This is a genomic window from Bradyrhizobium sp. AZCC 1577 (assembly GCF_036924575.1).
In the GTDB taxonomy this organism is placed as follows: Bacteria; Pseudomonadota; Alphaproteobacteria; order Rhizobiales; family Xanthobacteraceae; genus Bradyrhizobium.
The window spans coordinates 6,760,833-6,781,895 of sequence record NZ_JAZHRQ010000001.1; the positions used below are offsets into that span (position 1 = coordinate 6,760,833).

The 21,063-nt window shown below is 62.5% G+C and carries 16 protein-coding genes; 2 read left to right on the top strand and 14 right to left on the bottom strand.

All coding sequences use genetic code 11. The features are described from left to right. Window positions 1–54 precede the first annotated feature (54 nt). The 5 genes from V1278_RS31895 to V1278_RS31915 all read right to left on the bottom strand — a co-directional run bounded on the left by V1278_RS31895 (window position 55) and on the right by V1278_RS31915 (window position 7,729). Window positions 55–2,151: a 3-hydroxyacyl-CoA dehydrogenase NAD-binding domain-containing protein gene (locus V1278_RS31895; RefSeq protein WP_334367353.1), complete on the bottom strand. Its 2,097-nt coding sequence runs from the start codon at window positions 2,149–2,151 to the stop codon at window positions 55–57. A 2-nt stretch (window positions 2,152–2,153) separates the two neighbouring features. After that, window positions 2,154–3,437 (bottom strand): acetyl-CoA C-acetyltransferase, encoded by a 1,284-nt coding sequence (locus V1278_RS31900; RefSeq protein ID WP_334367352.1) that lies wholly within the window; start codon window positions 3,435–3,437, stop codon window positions 2,154–2,156. Then, on the bottom strand, window positions 3,437–5,704 hold the full coding sequence (locus tag V1278_RS31905) for an acyl-CoA dehydrogenase (protein WP_334383481.1): 2,268 nt from the start codon (window positions 5,702–5,704) through the stop codon (window positions 3,437–3,439). Before V1278_RS31905 ends, V1278_RS31900 begins: the two co-directional genes overlap by 1 nt. A 252-nt stretch (window positions 5,705–5,956) precedes the next feature. Continuing rightward, window positions 5,957–6,223 carry a hypothetical protein gene (locus V1278_RS31910; RefSeq protein WP_334367350.1) on the bottom strand — a complete coding sequence of 89 codons (267 nt, stop codon included), beginning with the start codon at window positions 6,221–6,223 and terminating at the stop codon, window positions 5,957–5,959. A 264-nt stretch (window positions 6,224–6,487) separates the two neighbouring features. Then, window positions 6,488–7,729, bottom strand: coding sequence for an SMP-30/gluconolactonase/LRE family protein (locus V1278_RS31915; protein ID WP_334367349.1), 1,242 nt, complete (start codon window positions 7,727–7,729; stop codon window positions 6,488–6,490). A gap of 300 nt (window positions 7,730–8,029) precedes the next feature. On the opposite strand from V1278_RS31915, the gene V1278_RS31920 reads away from it, so the two are divergent. After that, window positions 8,030–9,313, top strand: coding sequence for a serine hydrolase domain-containing protein (locus tag V1278_RS31920; RefSeq protein WP_442893806.1), 1,284 nt, complete (start codon window positions 8,030–8,032; stop codon window positions 9,311–9,313). A gap of 26 nt (window positions 9,314–9,339) precedes the next feature. Here V1278_RS31920 and V1278_RS31925 read toward each other — a convergent pair whose 3' ends face one another. The 8 genes from V1278_RS31925 to V1278_RS31960 form a co-directional block, all read right to left on the bottom strand. Continuing rightward, complete coding sequence (locus V1278_RS31925; RefSeq protein WP_334383482.1) at window positions 9,340–10,332, bottom strand: L,D-transpeptidase family protein; 993 nt, start codon at window positions 10,330–10,332, stop codon at window positions 9,340–9,342. A 109-nt stretch (window positions 10,333–10,441) separates the two neighbouring features. Further along, window positions 10,442–11,074, bottom strand: coding sequence for a flavin reductase family protein (locus V1278_RS31930; RefSeq protein ID WP_334367347.1), 633 nt, complete (start codon window positions 11,072–11,074; stop codon window positions 10,442–10,444). Window positions 11,075–11,255: 181 nt separating this feature from the next. Next, window positions 11,256–11,864: a TetR/AcrR family transcriptional regulator gene (locus V1278_RS31935; protein ID WP_334367346.1), complete on the bottom strand. Its 609-nt coding sequence runs from the start codon at window positions 11,862–11,864 to the stop codon at window positions 11,256–11,258. A 19-nt stretch (window positions 11,865–11,883) separates the two neighbouring features. Then, window positions 11,884–15,036, bottom strand: coding sequence for an efflux RND transporter permease subunit (locus V1278_RS31940; protein ID WP_334367345.1), 3,153 nt, complete (start codon window positions 15,034–15,036; stop codon window positions 11,884–11,886). A gap of 91 nt (window positions 15,037–15,127) precedes the next feature. Then, the gene (locus V1278_RS31945; RefSeq protein WP_334367344.1) at window positions 15,128–16,234 is read right to left on the bottom strand and encodes an efflux RND transporter periplasmic adaptor subunit; all 1,107 of its coding nucleotides are present in this window, start codon (window positions 16,232–16,234) and stop codon (window positions 15,128–15,130) included. A 227-nt stretch (window positions 16,235–16,461) separates the two neighbouring features. After that, window positions 16,462–16,953, bottom strand: coding sequence for a hypothetical protein (locus V1278_RS31950; protein WP_334383483.1), 492 nt, complete (start codon window positions 16,951–16,953; stop codon window positions 16,462–16,464). Between the two features lie 68 nt (window positions 16,954–17,021). Further along, the gene (locus V1278_RS31955) at window positions 17,022–18,194 is read right to left on the bottom strand and encodes a winged helix-turn-helix domain-containing protein (RefSeq protein WP_334383484.1); all 1,173 of its coding nucleotides are present in this window, start codon (window positions 18,192–18,194) and stop codon (window positions 17,022–17,024) included. Between the two features lie 78 nt (window positions 18,195–18,272). After that, a complete protein-coding gene (locus V1278_RS31960) occupies window positions 18,273–18,503 on the bottom strand; it encodes a hypothetical protein (protein WP_334367341.1) in 231 nt (76 codons plus the stop codon). Between the two features lie 484 nt (window positions 18,504–18,987). Here V1278_RS31960 and V1278_RS31965 point away from each other — a divergent pair, with 484 nt between their 5' ends. Next, window positions 18,988–19,620, top strand: a complete 633-nt coding sequence (locus tag V1278_RS31965; RefSeq protein ID WP_065743393.1) for an OmpA family protein — start codon at window positions 18,988–18,990, stop codon at window positions 19,618–19,620. Window positions 19,621–19,708: 88 nt separating this feature from the next. On the opposite strand, the gene V1278_RS31970 is transcribed toward V1278_RS31965, so the two are convergent. Then, complete coding sequence (locus tag V1278_RS31970) at window positions 19,709–20,968, bottom strand: phospholipid carrier-dependent glycosyltransferase (protein ID WP_442894637.1); 1,260 nt, start codon at window positions 20,966–20,968, stop codon at window positions 19,709–19,711. Window positions 20,969–21,063 lie beyond the last annotated feature (95 nt).

Below are 21,063 nucleotides of genomic sequence, written 5' to 3' on the forward strand. Positions count from 1 at the left end.
GATCACCGCGGGTCTCGCTCTCGGTCGAGACCGGCGCGTGCAGACGGGGTTCGTTCACTTGAAATTCTCCCAACCAGCATCCGGCGCAAATCTTCCGCCGAATTTTTCCGTAAGCGCCCGCAGCGTCGAGACCACGTTCTCTATCCCTCGGGTTCGCGCATAGTTCAGGGGACCGCCGCGGAACGGCGCGTAGCCGGTGCCGAAGATGACGGCGCCGTCGACCGCGTCGGCATCGTCGACGATGCCTTCGCGCAAGCAGGAGACACAGACATTCGACATCGGCAGGATCAGCCTGTCGATCATTTCCGCCGAGGGTTCCGATGTCGCGGGCAGGCCTGATGAGGTATCGGCCTTGTCGCCCTTCCAGGTGTAAAAGCCCTTGCCCGCCTTACGGCCGAGTTCGCCTCTGGCAACCTTCTCACGCAACCAGGCCGGCGTCGGCGGAAGCGCGTCACCGAACTTCGAGCGCAGCATGTCGCCGACGTCGAGACAGATGTCGAGGCCGACCTGGTCGGCGAGTTCGATCGGGCCCATCGGCATGCCGAATTTTTTCGCGGCGGCGTCGATGACCGTCTTGTCGATCTTCTCGTCCAGCATCAGCATCGCTTCCAGCATGTAGGGCGTCAGCGCGCGGTTGACGAGGAAGCCGGGCGACGACTTTACGGGCAGCGGCAACCGGTCGATGGCGCCGACGAAGGCGAGCGCCTCCTTCAGGAGTTGCGCATCGGTGCCGTCATGGCTGACGACTTCGACGAGTTGCAGCCGCGAGACCGGATTGAAGAAGTGCAGCCCGAGAAGCCGCTCGGGTTTTTGCAGCGTGGTGCGCAGGTCCTGCAGCGGGATGCTCGACGTGTTGGTAGCAAGAATCGCGCCGGGCTTCATCTTCGGTTCGAGGTCGGCATAGACCTTCTGCTTCAGCTCCAGCTTCTCCGGCACCGCCTCGATGATGAGATCGGCGTTGCGGACGCCCTCGGCCTGCATGTCCGGCATCAGCCGGTCCAGCGCATCGCGCACGGCAGTCCGCTTGCGCAGGATCTTGCCGTAGAGATCGGCAGCGCGCTTGATCGCGCCTGCGATTGGCTCCGGCTTCATGTCAGCGAGTGTCACCCGCAAATCCTGGCCGGCGCACCAGGCGGCGATGTCGCCACCCATGGCGCCGGCGCCGATGACGTGAACATGCTCGATCCTGTTGCCGGATCCCGCGAGCTTCTTCATCTGCTCGCGCAGGAAGAACACGCGGATCAGGTTTTGCGCGGTTGGCGTCACCATCAATCTGGCGAAAGACGCTTTCTCCGCATTCAGCATCGCCCGCCGGTCGCCGCCGTGCCTTTCCCAGAGATCGATCAGCGCATAGGGCGCGGGATAATGCTCCTCGCGCGCCGCCTTGCCGGCCTCGCGGCGCATGCGCGAGGCGAGAAAGCCCTTGATCGGGCCGAGGCTGAGAACGGAGTTGAGAAACCCGGGCTTCGCGCGGTTCAAGCGGCCGGACACGGCATCCTTCACGGCATTCAAGACATGCCGCTCCTGCGTCACGGCATCGACCAGCCCGAGCGATTTTGCGCGGCGGGCATCGATGGTCTTGCCGGTCAGCATCAGCGGCATCGCCTGCATCGGATTGACAAGCTGCGTGAAACGTACGGTGCCGCCGAGACCGGGGTGCAGGCCGAGCATCACCTCGGGGAAGCCAAACCGCGCGTCCTCGATCGCGATCCGCATCTGACAGGCCAGCGCCACTTCGAGGCCGCCGCCGAGGCAGAAGCCGTGGATCACGGCCACGCTCGGAACGCGCAGGGCTTCGAGCCGATCGATCACGGCATGCGCGCGGCCGATCTCAGCCTCGACTGCCGCCACATCGGTGGCGCCGCGAAAGGCGTTGACGTCGGCGCCGGCGATGAAGCCGGATTTTTTGGCGGAGCGGATGACGAGACCGGTCGGCCGCGCGGTTTCCAGCTCGGACAACACCTTGCTGAGTTCCTCGATCAGATCGGCGGACAGCGTGTTGGCGCTGGTGCCTTCGCGATCGAACAAGAGCCAGGCGACGCCGTCGCCATCGCGGGTCAGCCTGAAATTCTTGTACGGGCGCTCAGCGTCAGGCTCCGGCCCGAGTTCGAGCACGCGATCGCCGAGAACGTTCATGATCTGGCTATCCATGCTCACACCGTCTCTATCAACATCGCGCCGCCCTGCCCGCCGCCGATACATTCGGTGGCGATGCCGCGCCTGGTGCCCAATCGCTTCATGGCGTTGACCAAATGCAGCACGATGCGATTGCCGCTGCAGCCTACGGGATGGCCGAGGCTGATCGCGCCGCCATCGACGTTCAACTTCGTCTGATCGAGCTCGCCCGCCGCGCCGTCGAGGCCGAGAATCTCCTTGCAGAATTTTTCGTCGTTCCAGGCGGCGAGGCAGCCCAGCACCTGCGTCGCAAACGCCTCGTTCAATTCCCAGCTCTCGATATCCGAAAGCGTCAGCTTGTTGCGCTTGAGAAGCTCCGTCGCCGACAGCACCGGCCCCAGGCCCATGATGCCGGGATCGAGCGCCGACCACTGGCTGTCGAGGATGACCGCCTTCGGCGTCAGGCCGTGCTTGGCAACGGCCTCTTCGGAAGCCAGGATCACCCAGGACGCGCCATCGGTGATCTGCGAGGAATTGCCGGCAGTGACCTTACCCCAGGGACGCTCGAACACCGGCTTCAGCTTTGCCAAGCTCTCCGGTGTCGAGTCCGGCCGCACGCCATCGTCGTGATCGTAGAACTTTCCGTCGCGCGCGAATGCGGTCTCTACTTCATCTTTGAGCCAGCCCTGCGATTGCGCCTTTGCGAGTCGCTTGTGACTTTCGGCAGCATAGGCATCCGATTGCGCGCGGGTGATGCCGAAGAGATGGCCGACCACTTCGGCGGTCTGACCCATATTGAGTTCGGTGATGGGGTCGGTCAGGCCGCGCTCAAGCCCGATGATCGGCTTGAAATAGCCGGGCTTCACTTTCAGCGCAGCCATGGCTTTCGCGCCGATACCTTTTGCCCCTGCAAGCCCTGCGAACCAGCGCACGCCCTGTTGCGGCCAGACCAGCGGGGCATGGCTCAGCGCTTCGGCGCCGCCTGCCAGGATCAGGTCGGAGACGCCCTCGCGGATGTAACGATAACCGGTGTCGATCGATTGCATGCCGGAGCCGCAATTGATTTGCACGGTGAAGGCGACCATCTTCTCGCCCATGCCGAGCCGGAGCGCGGCGACACGGGCCGGATTCATCTCGTCGGCGATGACGTTGACGCAGCCGAGAATGACCTGATCAAAGGCGGTCGGTGCGAATGGCTGCCGCGCCAGAAGCGGCCGGCCGCATTGCACGGCGAGATCGACCGGCGTGAAGGGCCCGGGGCCGGAGCGCGCTTTCAAGAACGGCGTCCGGCTGCCGTCGACGATAAAGACCGGTCGCGCCATCAGCTTGCCGCCCTCTGTTCACCCAGTTCCTGGAAGAACTGATGCACGTCGGCCCCCTTGCTGTAAATCGGCGACAACGCCTCGGGCGCGAAATCGTCGACTTCGATCACCTTGGCAACGGCTTCATGTGCCGCCTGCAGCTTCTCGCCCTGGGCCTGAGTGATGACACCCTTTTTCACCGCCTCTCTCCAGTCATGCAGCCGCGCGGCGCGCATCTGCTTTGCGACGTCGTCCGCAGCCGCCACCAGCCGGAACGCCTTCTCCAGTCGGGCGATGCCGCCATCATCATCGACGGATGACAGATCGGAGGTGAGCCGGTCGCGCGCAGCCGATGGCTCCAGCACGAGCTGCGCGCATTGATGCACGATGCGGTCGGAGGGGCCGAGCACGCGCGCACCGAACGGCTGGATCAGGAATTTCAGGATCACCGCCACGAACCGGTTAGGCAGGTTGGCGAGGATTTCGGCAAAGCGGTTCTCGATGGTCTTGAAGCCGCTCGCCATGCACCATTCGAGCGCGGCGAAATCTTCCTTCTGCCGCCCCTCGTCCTGCCAGCGTTTCAGCGCGGCGGACAGCAGATACAGTTCGGACAGAATGTCGCCGAACCGGGCCGAGAGCATTTCCTTGCGTTTGAGTGCGCCGCCAAGCGTCAACAGCGCCATGTCGGAGCACAGCGCGAAGCCTGCGGAATAGCGCGAGAGCTGGCGATAGAATCGCGTTGCCTCGCCGGCATCGGGTGCCGGCGCAAACAGGCCGAAGGTCCAGCTTCGGCCCCAGGCACGGAACATGGTCCTGAAGCTGTGGCCGACATGGCTCCAGAACGCCTTGTCGAAGGCGTCCAAGCCCTTAGGCCGATCGGCTTCACCCAGCGCATTCATTTCGTCGAGCAGGAATGGATGAGCGCGGATCGCACCTTGCCCGAACACGATGAGATTTCGCGTGAGGATATTGGCGCCTTCAACGGTGATGCCGACCGGCACCGCGCGATAGAGGCTGCCCATATAGTTCTGCGGCCCGTCGATCACGGCCTTACCGCCATGGATATCCATGGCGTCGTCGATCACGATCCGCATCCGCTCGGTGGCGTGCAGCTTCATGATGCCGGAGATGACGGCGGGATGGTGTCCCTGGTTGAGCGCCGCGCAGGTCAGCCGCCGCGCGGCATCGAGCAGATAGGCGGTGCCGGCGATGCGCGCGAGCGGCTCCTCGATGCCTTCAAACTTGCCGATGGAGATGCCGAACTGCTCGCGGATACGGGCATAGGCGCCGGTGGTGCGTGCCGCAAACGCCGCCCCCGCGGCGGACAGCGACGGCAGCGAGATGCCGCGGCCAGCAGCCAGCGCGGTCATCAGCATCTTCCAGCCCTGGCCCAGCCGCTCCTGCCCCCCGATGATGTAGTCCATCGGGATGAAGACATCGCGACCCCAGTTCGGACCGTTCTGGAACATCTGCATTGCCGGCAGATGGCGGCGGCCGATCTCGACGCCGGGCAGATGGGTCGGGATCAGGGCTACGGTAATACCGAGCTCTTCCTGCTGGCCCACGAGATGATCGGGATCATAGGCCTTGAAAGCGAGACCGAGCAGTGTCGAGACCGGCCCCAGCGTGATGTAGCGCTTGTGCCAGTTCAGCCGCAGGCCGATGACTTCCCGGCCCTCGAAACTGCCCTTGCAGATAATGCCGGTGTCGACCATCGAGGCCGCGTCCGAGCCGGCTTCAGGGCTGGTCAGGCCGAAGCAAGGAATGTCGGCGCCTTCGGCGAGCCGCGGCAGCCATCTATCCTGCTGCTCCTTGGTACCGAAACGCATCAACAACTCGCCGGGTCCGAGCGAATTCGGCACCATCACGGTGACGGCGGCGGTCAGCGAGCGCGACGAAAGCTTTCGCACCACTTCCGAATGCGCATAAGGCGAGAAGCCGAGCCCGCCAAACTCCTTCGGAATGATCATGCCGAAGAACTTGTGGCGCTTGATGAAGGACCATACCTCCGGCGGAAGATCACGCCATTCCCAATTGATCTTCCACTCGTCGAGCATGGCGCAAAGCTCGTCGACGGGACCGTTGAGAAAGGCCTTTTCTTCTTCAGTCAGCGTCGCCGGCGCAACAGCCAGCAATTTCGACCAGTCCGGATTGCCGGTGAAGAGATCGGCGTCCCACCAGACATCGCCCGCCTCCAGCGCCTCGCGCTCGGTATCGGACATCGCGGGCATCGCGCCGCGCGCGAAAGCGAAGATCGGTTTGCTGATGAAATCGCGGCGGAAGCTCATGGCGACCTCCTCATGATCGGGGCACGACGTCTCGCCTCACCTATACCAAACATGGGTTCATCCTAGCTGAAAAGCACGGGTTTCGGAGACGCTTCGCATCGGGAAATGAAGCGAAACTGAACTTGGAGATAACGGCGGAGGCCCGGGCCCGTTCCAAAATGCCTGCATTATCCGGCGTTTAGAGACCGGCAACGTTGCCAAACGGATGCCGCTCGGGAGTGCCCACCGGCCTCAACCGCGGGCACACCGGTGTTATGAATCACGCTTGTTGCGGCGTCGCTCATTGGGGACGAACACGGCAAATACTTCCTTGACGCGAACGGCAGGCGTGACATCGCGGGTAAAGCGAAGCTCCGTGGTCGCCTGGGTTTCTGCCACGCGAGGTGCGTAAAGCGCGCTCCCGTACAGCGATCCATCGAAGCGCAAATTGCTTTCGTCGTCGGTGAGGTAAGCGTTCGAAACAAACAGCAGTACGAGCAGTGTCGATCCTACGACGGTAAAATATTTGAATATCGGCATTGGTGAACGAGCCTTCCTTCTTGCGAAGAAGGGTGGACCGTTCGCAATAAACGCTCAGTTTAAGCGTGCCCAACTTTTGCCGGAGCGGTTGGTTGGCGGTTGCCAATTTATGACGAATTTTAGTGAATCGCCCACTCGTCATTCCGGGGCTCGCGAAGCGAGAGCCCGGAATCCATTCTGCAGCAGTAGCTGCGGTCCGATGGATTCCGGGCCTGCGCCCAAGGGGGCGCATCCCGGAATGAGCAGCGGCGAGGCAAAACCAAGCTAGCCCGGCCCCGCGCCTTGCGTTGCCGTATACACGGCGTAGAGCGATTGGCTCGCGGCCATGAACAGGCGGTTGCGCTTGGGGCCGCCGAAGCAGATGTTGCCGCACACTTCGGGCAAACGGATGCGGCCGATCAGCTTGCCCTCCGGGGACCATACCGTCACGCCGCTGTAGCCGACGGCGCGGCCGGCATTGCTGGAGCACCAGACATTGCCGTTGACGTCACAGCGCACGCCGTCCGGTCCGCACTTCACGCCGTCGACCATGAAATCGCTGAACCGCTTGTGGTTGGTCAGCTTGTTGTCGGTGCCGACGTCGAACACGAACATGTCGCCCTTGCCGCCCGGACCGGTGTCGCCCGGCCCCTTGCCGGTAGAGGCGACATACAGTTTTTTGTAGTCAGGCGAGAAGCAGAGGCCATTGGGATCGGGCACCTGTTCCTCGGTCACGACGAGGTCAACACGACCAGACGGATCGATGCGATAGCAGTTGGTCGGCAGTTCGCGCTTGCCCGGCACGAAGCCTGCCGGCTGGCCGATCCGCGGATTGAGCTTGCCGGCAGCATTGCTCGGCCCGCCCGCGACGTCAGGCTCACCCTCATAGAGCATGCCACCATAGGGCGGATCGGTGAACCAGTAGCTGCCGTCCGGATGCGCGACGACATCGTTCGGCGAGTTCAGCTTCTTGCCGTTATAGGAGTCAGCGAGCACGGTTGCGGTGCCGTCATGCTCATAGCGCACGACGCGCCGGGTGAGATGCTCGCAGGAAAGCTGTCGTCCCTGGAAATCGAATGAGTTGCCGTTACTGTTGTTGGACGGCGTACGGAAGACGCTGACATGACCGTCATCCTCCGACCATCGCATCTGCCTGTTATTGGGAATGTCGCTCCACAGGAGATAGCGCCCCTGCGCGCTCCAGGCGGGGCCTTCGGCCCACAACAGACCGGTGTAGAGGCGCTTGATCGCCGTATTGGGCTGGGCGAGATTGTTGAAGGATGGATCGACGGCGATGATGTCGGGGTCCCAGAAATAGGTGGTGGGGGCACCGCGCGGACTGAAATCGCGCGGCGGGCTGGTGACTGTTGACGGAGGCGCCACAGGACCGGTCTGGGCCAATGCGCTGCCGGCCCCCGCGACGGTAGCACCGGCGCATACCGCCAAACCCTGGACAAGCGTTCGTCGTGAAATCGTCACTTCTGGATCGCGCTGCTGTTCTGGATCGCGCCGCTCCTGGCGTGTCATCGCATCCTCCCAATCTGTTCGCCGGCCGTTGATCCGGCCTGGCAACCTGAGGTTAGTCCGGTCCGTGCCCGGTTGCGAGAGCTGCTTTTCGATTCAGCCCCCTGCTCAAGCTTGCAGCCGAAAATGGCATCACCTCGTCCAACGCATGTCTGTCGGAAGGCTCTGCCATCATCGCGCTTGGGGCAATTGCCCACGTGGCGACAAGGTGCGCGACATGCTAGTCATTCGACAGTTGGTCGAATTCTCCGGCAAATCAGTCGGCCCGCGGGGCAAATCAAAATGAAGACGCCGACCCGGCAGATGTTGCATTGCACCGCTGGATCTCGCGGCAAACGACTTCTTGCTGCGGCCTTGTCACTGGCAATCTGGACGGACATGGCAGCAGCCAACCAAGCGGCCCCCGCGCCATCGCCGAGCAAGCTCGAACGTATCACTGAATTTTTCAACAACGAAGTTGCAACGAGGCGGTTGCCGGGCGCCGTCGTATTGATTCAGCAACACGGCAGACCGGTCTATCTGAAATGTTTCGGCGTTCAGGATGTCGATACCAAGGCTCCGATGACATCAGATACGATCTTTGCGCTTCATTCGATGACGAAGCCAATCACCAGCGTCGCGGCGATGATGTTGATCGACGCAGGCAAGCTCTCGCCCGCCGATCCCGCCTCCAAATTCATTCCGGCGTTTGCTGACGCGAAGGTACTTGTCGGTTCCGACACTATTGACGGCAAGAACGTCTTGACGCTTGTCCCGGCAGATCGGCCGGTGACCATCATGGATCTGCTGCGCCATACGTCGGGCATCACGTACGATTACATCGGCGGCAAGCTGATCATGAAGGCCTATTCGGAATCGGGCCTTTTCGATGGGCGTTACACCAACAAGGTGTTTGCCGATCGCATCGCCAGATTGCCCCTGGCACGACAACCCGGCACGCTTTGGCGTTACGGACATTCAACCGACGTCCTCGGACGCATCATCGAGATCGTATCCGGACAGACACTCTATCAGTTTGAAAAGCAGCACATCCTCGATCCGCTCGGCATGACCAGCACGAAATTCGTGCTGGAAAGTGCCGACGAACGCGCGCGGATGGCGGAGCCGCTGCCAAGCGATACCATCCTGAAACTTGCGGAGACTGCACGCCGCGCCCATCCGGAATGGGAATCCGGCGGCGGCGGGCTGGTCTCGACACTGAACGACTATGCCCGTTTTGCCCAGATGATCCTCAACGGCGGGCAACTCGATGGCAAACGCTACCTTAGCCCGGCCGCATTCAAGTCGATGACGTCAGACCATATCGGGCCCGGCTCCGGCGTCGCGCGGGACTATTACTACTTTCCCGGAGATGGCTTCGGCTACGGCTATGGTTTTGCCGTGCGCACCGATCCGGGAAATGCCAAGCCGCCGCCGCCAGGGTCGATCGGCGAACTCAAATGGGATAGCGGCAGCGGCACCTATTTCGGTGTCGACCCGAAGCTGGACATGATCTACATCCTGCTGGAGCAGACCCAGAACGAACGTGCACGCATCACACCCGCGTTCAAGAAGCTGGTTTACGACGCGTTTGCCACGGACGAATGATCCGGTGGCATTGCGCCTGAGAGAAATCACTTCCGGTTCGCCGCCTGCCGCTCGATGAACGCGACCTCGGTGCCCTTCTTCAGGAGTTTTGCCAACTTGTCGGCGTCCCAATTGGTGAGACGCACGCAGCCGTGAGATTCCGCCTTGCTTATTTTCGACGGGTTTGCCGTGCCGTGAATGCCGTAGCCTTCCGCGGACAGTCCGATCCACTGCGTTCCGACGGGGTTGTTCGGCCCGGGCTTGATCGTGAAGGTGCGCCTGGATCTGACTTCCTTGAACTTATAATCCGGGTTGTAGCGGTAGTACGGGCGGGCATCGATCGAGGTCACCTTAAGCACGCCGCTCGGGGTCGGCTTCTCTTCGCTTCCGACGGTCGCGGGAAAGAAGGCGATCAGGTCGGAATTCGCGAACGCCTTGACGGTCTGGGAGCTCTTGTCGACCTCGACACGGGTTGCAATTGGTTTCGTCTCTTTGGCCATCACATTGATTACCGAGATCGTCTGGTCGGCCTGGTCGAATTTCTTGCCGGGGTTGAGGGCCGCGAGCAGCGCCTCGCTCATGTGAAATTGCTCGGCGATGGCCTCGCGCGGGCTGGTGTAATTGAGCGCCTTCAGCCCTTTCATTTTTTCCATCCTGGCGGGGAGCTTCTTTAGGAACGGCCCCTTCACGTCTGCCGCTGCGACCTTGTAGTCGACGACGATGGCATCCGCGCTGGTCGCGATCAAAGCGCTCCAGACCTCGGGGGTCAGCGGCTGCTTGTTGACGATGAGGCCTTTGGCTTCGGCGAACGCCCGCAAGGCTTTCTGGGCGTTCTCGCCGAGCTTGCCGTCGACCTCGCCTGGCGAGAAATTAGCGCGGTCGAGCAGCACCTGGGCCTTGACGACAATGGGATCGATCTTGCCGTTGGCCGGCGGCTTGCCCCTGAACTCCGCGTTGTTGACTGCCGCCGCATCGAGGCCTGCGAAGGCCGGGTGGACAAGGCAGGCGAGCACGGTCAGCCCGGCAAAAGAGCGGATCATCGGCAATCTCCGAAATACCGACGATAAGCATTTCGGCGCGTCGGAGTTCCGCGTTTGCCGTGGGGCGCGCATGCGCGCGACCCGTAGGCTGCATCCGGATTACATTCGCTTAATCCGGCCGGATCATCTCGAACATGTTTTCCGGCTTGATCTCGAAATAGTCGCCGCGGCGGCCGGCGCGGACGATCGGATGGGCGAGGCCGGTCTGGTAGACGCCGTCCTTGATGAAGGCCTTGTCGATGTGGACGGCGACGACTTCGCCGAGCGTCAGCCAGGCCTGTGCCTTTTCGCCGTCCTTGCCCTGCAATTGGATGATCTGCGTCAGCTTGCATTCGAAGGCAACGGGGCTTTCCGCCACCCGGGGCACGTTGACGAGCTTGCAGGACGCGGCCGTAAGGCCTGCGAGCTTGAACTCGTCGACATCAGCGGCAACGTGGGCGGCCGTCGCGTTCATCTGCTTCGCCAGATCCATTGTGGCGAGATTCCAGACGAACTCGCCGGTCTCCTGGATATTGCCCGCGCTGTCTTTCCAGTTGGTGGAGGAAAAGCCGATAATCGGCGGGTGATAGCAGAAGGCGTTGAAGAAGCTGTAAGGCGCCAGATTGACGTTGCCCTTGCCATCGCGCGAGGAAATCCACCCGATCGGGCGCGGGGCGATGATGGCGTTGAAGGGGTCGTGCTTGAGGCCGTGCCCGTTCTTCGGCTCGTAGTAGTGCAGGTCTTTTGGGCTCTTGGCGTCCATTCCGGCTCGTCCTTCTTCGTCATTACCTGCGACAAACGCGAAGCGTTTGCGCTGGGGAGCGCTTGCGACGAAGCAATCCATGTCACGGCACGCGGCGCGATGGATTGCTTCCGCCTTTGCTAAAGCTACGGCGGACAAGTCGCTTCGCTCGCAATGACGGTGGAGTCAAGTGGCGGAGAGCTCAATTCGCCTTGGCACGTGGCGACAGCCCCGCAATCACGAAATCGATCATTTCGTCGATCGTCGGGCCGGGCTTGGTGGCGCATTGCGCGATCATCTGCGGGTGGAAGAACCGCATCATCGCGGTGCAGGCGCAAAGCGAGGCGAGCTGCAAATCGGCAACCTCGAACTCGCCGGAGGCGGCGCCCTGCCCGATCACCTGGCCGATGGTCCGGGCAATCATCTCCATATGAGCGACGCAGACGCCCCAGTCCTCCTGCATCGCGATCTCGACCATCTCATGCAGCTTGGAATCGCCGACATAGCGCTCGGTGTTCATGCGATTGATGGTCTTCATCATGTCGCGCAGACGGACTGCCGCGGGTCCGGGCATCGACGCGATCCGTTGCGCCTCGACCTCGACCTCGCCCATCAGGGTCCGCGCCACGCCCTCGTGAATCGCCTTCTTCGAATCGAAGAAGCGATAGACGTTGGCGGGGCTCATCCGCAATTCCTTGGCGATGTCGGCGACCGTCGTCTTCTGATAGCCGATCTGCCTGAACAGACGCTCCGCCACCACGAGGATCTTCTCGCGGGTGTCAGTCTCGATGTGCTCCGAAATCAGCGTCATGTCAGCTCTCAATGTTCAATTATTCTGCGGCGTCGGCAAGCGGAATTGCGTGCGGACCCTTGGGGTGCTCCTTGGCCTGATGTTGCGCTGCAAGATCGGGCTGCTCGGCCTGACCGCTTTCTTCCAGGCTCTTCCTGAACCACAGGGCGTAAAGGCCCGGCAGGTACAGCAAGGTCAGGAAGGTTGCAACAAACAAGCCGCCCATGATGGTGATCGCCATCGGCCCCCAGAAGGCGGAGCGGGACAGCGGGATCATGGCCAGGATCGCCGCCAGCGCCGTCAGGATCACCGGGCGAGCCCGCCGGACGGTGGCCTCGACGATGGCTTCCTTCCGCGTCAGGCCTTGGGAAACGTCGGCCTCGATCTGATCGACCAGAATCACCGCGTTGCGCATGATCATACCGGCCAGCGCGATCAGTCCGAGCAGCGCCACGAAGCCGAACGGCTGGTTGGCAATATTGAGGCCGAGCGAGGCGCCGACGATGCCGAGCGGCGCGGTCAGGAACACCAGGATCAGACGCGAGAAGCTCTGCAACTGGATCATCAGCAGAGTAAGCATCACCAGCGCCATCAGCGGAAACAGCAGGGCGATCGAGGCGTTGCCCTTTTCGGATTCCTCGAACGCGCCGCCCGGCTCGATCCGGTAGGCCGGCTCGAGATGATCGCGGATTTCCTTCAGCTTCGGCCAGATCTGGTTGGTGACGTCGGGCGCCTGCACGCCGTCGACGACGTCGGTCCGCACCGTGATCGCCATATCGCGGTTGCGCCGCCACATGATCGGCTCCTCATGGGAATATTCGATCCTGGCAATCTGCTGCAGCGGCACGGCGACGCCGTTGCGCGAGGTCACGGTGAGATCGCCGACGCGGCCGAGGTCGAGCCGCTCGGACGGCACCGCGCGCGCGACCACGCCGACCTTCTCGATGCCGTCGCGGATGGTGGTGACCGGCGCGCCCGAGATCAGCATCGCAAGCGCCTGCGAGACGTCCTGCGGGGTGAGGCCGAGCGCCCTGGCCCGGTCCTGATCGACCACGAGCTTCAGGTAAGGCGACTGCTCGTTCCAGTCGAGCTGCGGCTCCGTGACATTGGGATTTTGCTTCATGACATCGCGGACCTTGTAGGCGATGTCGCGCACGGTGTTGGGGTCGGGGCCGATCACGCGGAACTGGACCGGGAAACCGACCGGCGGGCCGAAATTGAAGCGATCGATGCGCACGCGCGCTTCGGACAGGTCGCCCTCGGCGACCGCCTTCTCCAGCCGCGCCTTGATCCGCTCGCGGGCCTCGACGTCCTTGGAGACGATCACGATCTCTGCAAAGGCCTCGTTGGGCAGTTGCGGATTGAGGCCGAGCCAGAAGCGCGGCGAACCCTGACCGACATAGGCGGTGTAGGTCGCGATATCCTTGTCGTCCTTCAAGAGCGCTTCGGCCTTCTTGACGGACTTCTCCGTGACGTTGAAGGCGGTGCCTTCCGGCAGGCGCAGTTGCAGGAACAGCTCGGGCCGCTCCGACAGCGGGAAGAACTGCTGCTGCACGTTGCCAAAGCCCACGATCGACAGCGCGAACACGCCGACCGTCGCTGCCACCACCTTGATACGGTGGTCGACGCACCACTGCACCACGGCGCGCAGGCCCCGATACATCCGCGTCTCGTAGATCGCGTGCGGATCGTGGTTGTGGTGCACGGCGATGTTAGGCAGCAGCTTGACACCGAGATAAGGCGTGAAGATCACCGCCACGAACCAGGACGCGACCAGCGAGATCGCCACGATCCAGAAGATGCCGCCGGCATATTCGCCGACCGCCGAATTGGCAAAGCCGATGGGGAGGAAGCCAGCGGCCGTGACCAGCGTCCCCGTGAGCATCGGAAACGCAGTTGATTCCCAGGCAAAGGACGCCGCGCGGACGCGGTCCCAGCCCTGTTCCATTTTTACCACCATCATCTCCACCGCGATGATGGCGTCGTCGACCAACAGGCCGAGCGCGATGATCAGCGCGCCGAGCGTGATGCGGTGCAGGTCGATCGACATCGCGTTCATGACGATGAACACGATCGCGAGCACCAGCGGCACCGACATGGCGACCACGATTCCGGTGCGCCAGCCGAGCGCGACGAACGACACGAACAGCACGATCGCCAGCGCCTCGATGAAGGAATGAACGAACTCGCCGACGGCGCGCTCGACCACCTTTGGCTGGTCGGCGATCTGCTCGACCTCGATGCCCTGCGGCACCGCCTTCATGAACCCGTTAGTCGCCTTCTCGACCTCCTTGCCGAGCTCGAGGATGTTGGCGCCCTTGGTGGTGACGACGCCGATGCCGATGGCGGGCTTGCCTTCCTGACGGGCGACGAAGGTCGGAGGGTCGACGAAGCCGTGGGTGACGGTCGCGATATCGCCGAGCCGGAACACGCGGCCGTTGCTTTCGACCGGGGTTTCCGCGACTGCCTTGGCGCCATCGAGTGCGCCGGTGACGCGCAGCGGCACGCGCTGCGAGGAAGTTTCCACCGTGCCGGCGGGCGTGACGTTGTTCTGCTTGGCGAGCGAATCGAATAGCGCCTGCGGCGTGATGCCGAGCGTTGCGAGCTTGGCGTGGGAGAATTCGACGAAAATGCGCTCGTCCTGGGTGCCGTAGAGATTGACCTTGGTGACGCCGGAAACCTTCAACAGGCGCTGACGCATGCCTTCGGCGGCCTTCTTCAATTGCGCGTAGTCGGCGCCGTCGCCGGTCATCATGTAGAGAATGGAATCGACGTCGGAGAATTCGTCGTTGACGTTCGGCCCGAGCAGCCCTGCGGGCAACTGGCCCTGCACGTCGGCGAGCTTCTTGCGCAACAGATAGAACAGATAGGGCACGTCCTTCGGCGGCGTCGAATCCTTGAAGGTGACCTGCAGCGCCGTGAACGACGGCTTGGAATAGGTCTGCACCTTCTCGAAGAACGGCAATTCCTGCAGCTTCTTCTCGATGGGATCGGCGACCTGGGTCTGCATTTCCTGCGCGGTTGCGCCCGGCCAGATCGCGGAAACGTTCACCACCTTCACGGTGAAGAACGGGTCCTCGGCGCGGCCGAGCCGCTGGTAGGAGAAGAAGCCGGCGACGCCGAGCACGATCATCAGGAACAGGATCAGGGTCGGATGGCTCACCGCCCAGCCCGAAAGATTGAAGCGCTTCATGTCACTCTCCAACTTCGAAATACGTTTGCACTTCCACCGTCATTGCGAGCGTTCGCTCCTCGCAATGACGGCGCGGGGTTAATTGACGGGGCTAGAACGACAGCGACGAGACCACCCGGACCTTCTGGGCCGGATCGAGCTTCTGCACGCCGAGCGCAACCACCTTGGCGCCTTCGTTGACGCCGCCTGAAATCACGACGGCATTGCTCTCGTAGGATTTCACGACGACCGGCTTCAGTGCGATCGCGCCGGAATCGTCGACGATATAGAGCGAGGGATTGCTGCCCTGGCTGAACAGCGCCGACAGCGGCAGTTTTGCCACGCGCTCACTGGCCCCATCGGCCAGCGTCAGGGTGGCGGTCATGCCAAGCGAGACTTTGTCGTCGGCATCCGGCAGCGAGAATTTGGCCAGATAGGTCCGCGTAGCGGGGTCTGCGGAAGGCGCGATCTCGCGCAGCTTCGCGGCATATTTCTTTTCCGAATCCGACCATAGCGTCACGGTGGCGGTGCCGGACTTGGCGCGGCCGACCAGCGTCTCGGGAATCGCGACCACGGCCTCCTTCTCGGCAAAGCGGGCGACGCGGACCGCGGTCTGGCCGGCGGCGACGACCTGGCCGGGGTCGATCAAGGTCGCGGTGACCACGCCGCGGGTATCGGCGACCAGCGTTGCATAGGACAGCGAGTTCTTGGTGAGTTCGACCTGCCGCTCGGCGCGATTGAGGCGCGCCCGCGCTTCATCGGCGGCGGCGCGGCTCTGATCCATCTGGGCGTCGGTGGTCCAGCCCTTGGCACGCAGATCCTTGGCGCGCTGCTCGGCGGCGCCAGCCTGTGCCAGCACGCCAGTAGCGGCGCGGAATTCGGCCTCGGCCTGTTCGGCCTGCAGCTTCAGATCGACCTCATCGAGGGTGGCGAGTGGCTGGCCGACATCTACGGTCTGGCCGACCTCGACCAGACGCCGGGCGACCTTGCCGGGGACGCGGAAGCCCATGTCGGTCTCGATCCGGGGACGGATGGTGCCAACGAAACTGCGTTCCGGCGTCTCGGCCGCATAGTGCACGGTGGCAACCAGAACCGGGCGCCCGGGAGCGGCCGCCTCAGTCGCTTTTTCATTGCAACCAGCCAGCACGAACACCGCAAGCGCCAAAAAAGCTCCCGTCAAGAGCCTGTAATAGCTAGAGAAAATGGACCGGGCGAACATCGAACTCTCCATCGCGGAAACCGATGACGAGTATCGAATGGCGACTGACGAATGTCAATATTCGTCATAGATCATGAATTCGTGAAGACGGATGAGGTTAAGAGGTAATTGCTTCCTCCGGACCAGCCAGCTCCTTAGCCCGGCACAGCGGAACTCAGAAGTCCTCGCGCCGAACGCCGAACTGGAACACTCCTCCACCGGCCATGGCCTCGCCCGTCACCCGTGCATCAGGCACGTCGAGCTTTCTTGCGAGACTTCTTTGCGGTGGCCTTCGCGCTACTCGCGGTCTTGCTCGCCGGCCTTGATTTCTGGCTGCTCGATTTCCTTGCGGCCGACCTCTTCGTTGTCTTCTTGGCGCTCCGCGCCTGTGCGGTTCGAGTCTTGGCGGCTCCAGCCTTCGCAGCTCGGGCTTTCGCAGCTCGAGACTTGGCCGTTCGAGACTTGGCCGTTCCGGCTTTCCTCGCCCTGGCCGCCGGCGCGCGGCGCCGTTGTTTCGTTGTGCGCTTCCGCCGTGCGGGCGCGGCTGCGATCGGCGGCACCATCAGCGGATCGGACACGAGACCATCGGCAGCAAGCGGCACGTAGGCCGCCGCGCGTTCGTCGGCCTTCAACCCCGGCTCGTCGGCTTTCAGCGCCTGGCTGGCAGCTTCCGTCGCGGTGTTCGCAATCTCCTTCACCGTGTCGGTGAATTTCTCCAGAACCGATTTGTCCTTGCCCATGTCGCCCTCCCGGGCTGTGGCACATGGAACTAACCGATGAGGCGGAGTCGGGTTCCCGAACGCAAACGCTACTCCGCCAACTGAAACCGCTCGAAGCGATCCAGCTCTTCCTCGATGCGCCGCTTGTAGTCCTTGCGCGCCGCCCTCACCGCGCCCTTGCCGACCCAGCTCCATTTCTGCAACAGGAGTTTCTTGTTCTGGCGGTCGGTTTTGAGATCGATGGCGGCGACGATGTCTTCGCCGACCAGCACCGGCAGCGCGAAATAGCCGAACAGGCGCTTCTCCTTCGGCACATAGGCCTCGAAGCGGTGGCCGTAATCGAAGAACAGTTCGGTGCGCTTGCGCTGAATGATCAGGGGATCGAACGGCGAGAGGATGTGCACCGGGCCCTCGCTTATATCCGCCGTCCCATTCGCCTCCAGCACTTCCGGCCGGGCCCAGTGCTCCTGCTTGCCTGCGCCTTCAAGCGCGACCGGCACCAGTTCCTTGCGCCGCACCCGCGCCTCGATCAGGCGCCGCACCGCGGGCTTACTCGGCGCGTCGAGATGGCAGGCGGAATCCAGGCTGACGATTCCTTGCGAGCGAAGCGCGCGGTCGAGCAGGTAGGCGGTGATTTCCGCTGAGGGAGCCGGCTTTGGCGGCTTGTCCCAACCGAAATGCCGCGTCATCAGCTCATAGGTCTTGAGCATGCCGGTGCGTTCGGAGATCGTCACCTCGCCGGTGTAGAAGGCAAGCTGCAGCGCCCGCTTCGAGGGTTTTCGGCTCTGCCACAGATGCTCTTTCTCGGTCAGGATGTCGTCCTCGATGTCGCGGATGGTGAGCGCGCCGTCGCGCCGCAACAGCCGCATCACCTTGCGGGTGTCCTCCGGCTTGACGGAGGCAAACCATGGGTGGCCTTCGCGCCGGTGCTCTCGCATCGCCGGAACGAAGAAGCGAAAATCCTTCGCCGGCACATAGGACAGGGCGTGGGTCCAGTATTCGAACACGCTCTTGTCGACGCTCTGCGCCTGGCGCAGGTCGGCGCGGGCGTAAGCCGGGATGCGGCTATAGAGAATGTGGTGATGGCAGCGCTCGATGACGTGGATGGTGTCGATCTGGACATAGCCGAGATGGTCCACCACGGCCGCGACCGCCTGCGGTCCGGCGCCGAACGGTTCGCTGGTGTCGAGCCGTTGAGCGTGCAGCCAGATTCGCCGGGCTTCCAGCTTGGTCAGGAGATGGGGCTTAGTCGTGCGGGGCATCGCACGGCAATGTAGCGGGATTCGCGCGTGTGGGGAGTCCCGGGTTCCCTGACCGCCGCCTCGCGGCGCGAACTCACCTCACTGCTTCTGCCGATCTCCGACGCTGCCGGTTGCGATCTCGGCCTCGCAGGAGGCGCGGCCGGGCTGCGGCGCATGGCATTTGTAGACATGGCCGGTGAGGCGATCGACCAGCCACGCGCTCTCCTCTGTCGGGCTTTCGAACCCGACATAGCGGCTGCCGAGCGCGTTGAGTAGCGTCGACAGCAAGATTGCAGCGGCGATCATCGCCGCGCCGATCAGTGTTGGCATTGAACTTCCGGAACCGGCTGGCTCCGATGCGCTGGTGCGATGACCCAGGTACTCACGCTGACGCTTGACTGACTGTAACACCCGCCCCGCCCGTTTGGTTGCCCCGAACGAATTCTTCTTCAGATTTTTCTGTGAGTGGTTTTGCTAGACGCGCATCTGGCCGATTTGTTGTCCACAGATCGGCACTGGCGCGACGAGCCGCTTTTTTTCTTTTCCGAAGTCAGCGGGGGATGTGATGGAGCGGCCCGTTATCCGGCGAAGCGTCGTTATCCGGCGAAGCGTCGTTGCCCGCTGCTCAGACCGTTCAGTCACGACAGCGTAGCTAGCGCCGCGACCTCCGGCGTCACCGGCCTCGACTTCGACATCAGGCAGCCTTTACCAATGTGATTTGAATCACATTGCCTGCTTTGAACCCGTCCTATCGTCGCAGCATCAAAACGTCATGCACGCCAGTTTGCAGGCGTTAACAGTGAGGATTACGACAATGACCCGCTTTCTCTCGATCATGACTATCGGCGCCGCGCTGTCGATGACGGCGGGGCTGGCCGTCGCCGGCGACACCGTCTCGGCCGACAAGATCCTGGACGCTCTGAAGCCGAAGCCGGGCGCGACCCGCGGCCTTTCGACCGGCCCGCAGCAGCCGGTGGATGCTGCCGCAAAGGCCAAGGAAGTCGGCTTCGTCGACACCCTACGCAACCGCAAGACCCGGTCGCTGTCGCTCGGCGAGCGCCAGGAAATCGCGGAACTTGCCGCGAGCAAACCGAAGATCGATCTCGAAATTCAGTTCGACTACAATTCGGCCGACATCAGCAAGAACTCGGTTTCCGCTGTGCAGGAACTCGGCAAGGCGCTCTCCGATTCGAGCCTGAAGGGTTCGACCTTTGTGGTCGCCGGTCATACCGACGCGATCGGCAGCGAGGCCTACAACCAGGATCTTTCCGAGCGACGTGCCGATACGATCAAGAAGTACCTGACCGAGAAGTACGGCATCGCCGGTTCCAATCTCGTGACGGTCGGTTACGGCGAGACCAAGCCGAAGGACGCGAATGCGCCGATGGACCCCACCAACCGCCGCGTTCAGGTCGTCAACATGGATAGCAAGACCGCCTCCAAGTGAGTTTTTGAAAAGTGAGGTTTTGAAAGCCGATCCGCCTGCCGCCCGCGGCAGGCGGATTTTCCATTGGCTAAACAGCGCGAGTGGCGCCTCAAATCCAGTTCTGGAAGATCATCAGGCGGCTGAACGTCGCCATCGAGGTACCTATGAACGCGGCCGATATCGGCAACATTGCGGCAAAGCCGGCAAAGCCGATTGCAACGTAGGCCCATAGCACCCAACCGGGCATGCTGACGCGTTTCAAGGCATACACCAGCGCAAGGCTCGCCGTGGTCGCCGCCGGCAGATAGTAATAGATGAAGCCGAGCGTTCGCGGCAGCAATGCCCATGCGAGGTATGGGCCGAAATAGAACGCCAGTATCAGGAAGGCGTCGGCCCGCCGCGTCACGATCCAGTCGCGCAGGCAGATCGCGACCGCAATCAGCGCCGGCCACAGGATCAGCGGGTTGCCGAGGAAGACCACGGCGGCGATATGGTCTTCGTCGACCTTGTCAAAAAGATACCAGATCGGGCGCACCAGGAACGGCCAGGACGGCCATGAACTCATATAGGTGTGGCCTGCAATCGCACTCGTCGTGTTATCGTTGAAGATGCGCCGCTGCGCCTGCAGAATATCCGAAACTGACAATCCGTAGAGCGGAATGAAGGTGGCAAGATAAACGACGGCCGGAATTACTGCGAAGCAGACAGCGAAATGCCAGGCCTTGAAACCGGGCCAGCGATCGGGCCGGTACCAATCCTCCGGCCCGGCATCCGCGAAGTGAGTGCGCCAGCTTTGCATCAAGCGGATCACGGCGACGATGCCGATGCAGACTGCGAGCGCGAACAGCCCGCTCCATTTGCAGCCGGCCGATAGGCCAAAGCCGATCCCGGCAAGCGCGAACCACAGATGCGGCCGCTCTCTTCGAAAGCCATGCATGAATGCCGCGATGGCGAACAGGCCGAAAGCGAGCGCAAAAATATCCAGCATCGCGATCCGCGATTGCAAGAACAGCATCTGATTGAAAAAGGCGAGCAGGCTCGCCGCAATCGCCGGGCTCTGGGCGGCGAACAGCGCCAGGCCGCACAGATACACCGCAACAACGGCGAGCGATCCGAAAAGCACGGCCGGATATCGCCAGCCCAGCGGTCCGTCGCCTAATGAATGGATCGACAGGGCGATGAACTGCTTGGCGAGCGGTGGATGCATCGGGTTGAGGATCGGCTCTCGCATCACCGGCTCAAGCATCTGCCGCGCCGCCGGGACGTAATGCACCTCGTCGAAATAGAATTTTTCCGGGGCGGTGACGCCGATCAGCATCGCAAAGTGCGCGAGAACAAAAAGAAGTCCCGCGGTGATGCCCGTGCGCATCATCGAATCGGACAGAACAGAATGTGATGGGGCCAATGGCTTCACGGACAATCTGGCACGGAATCACGGAATGACATTGCGGCACAATTTAGTGT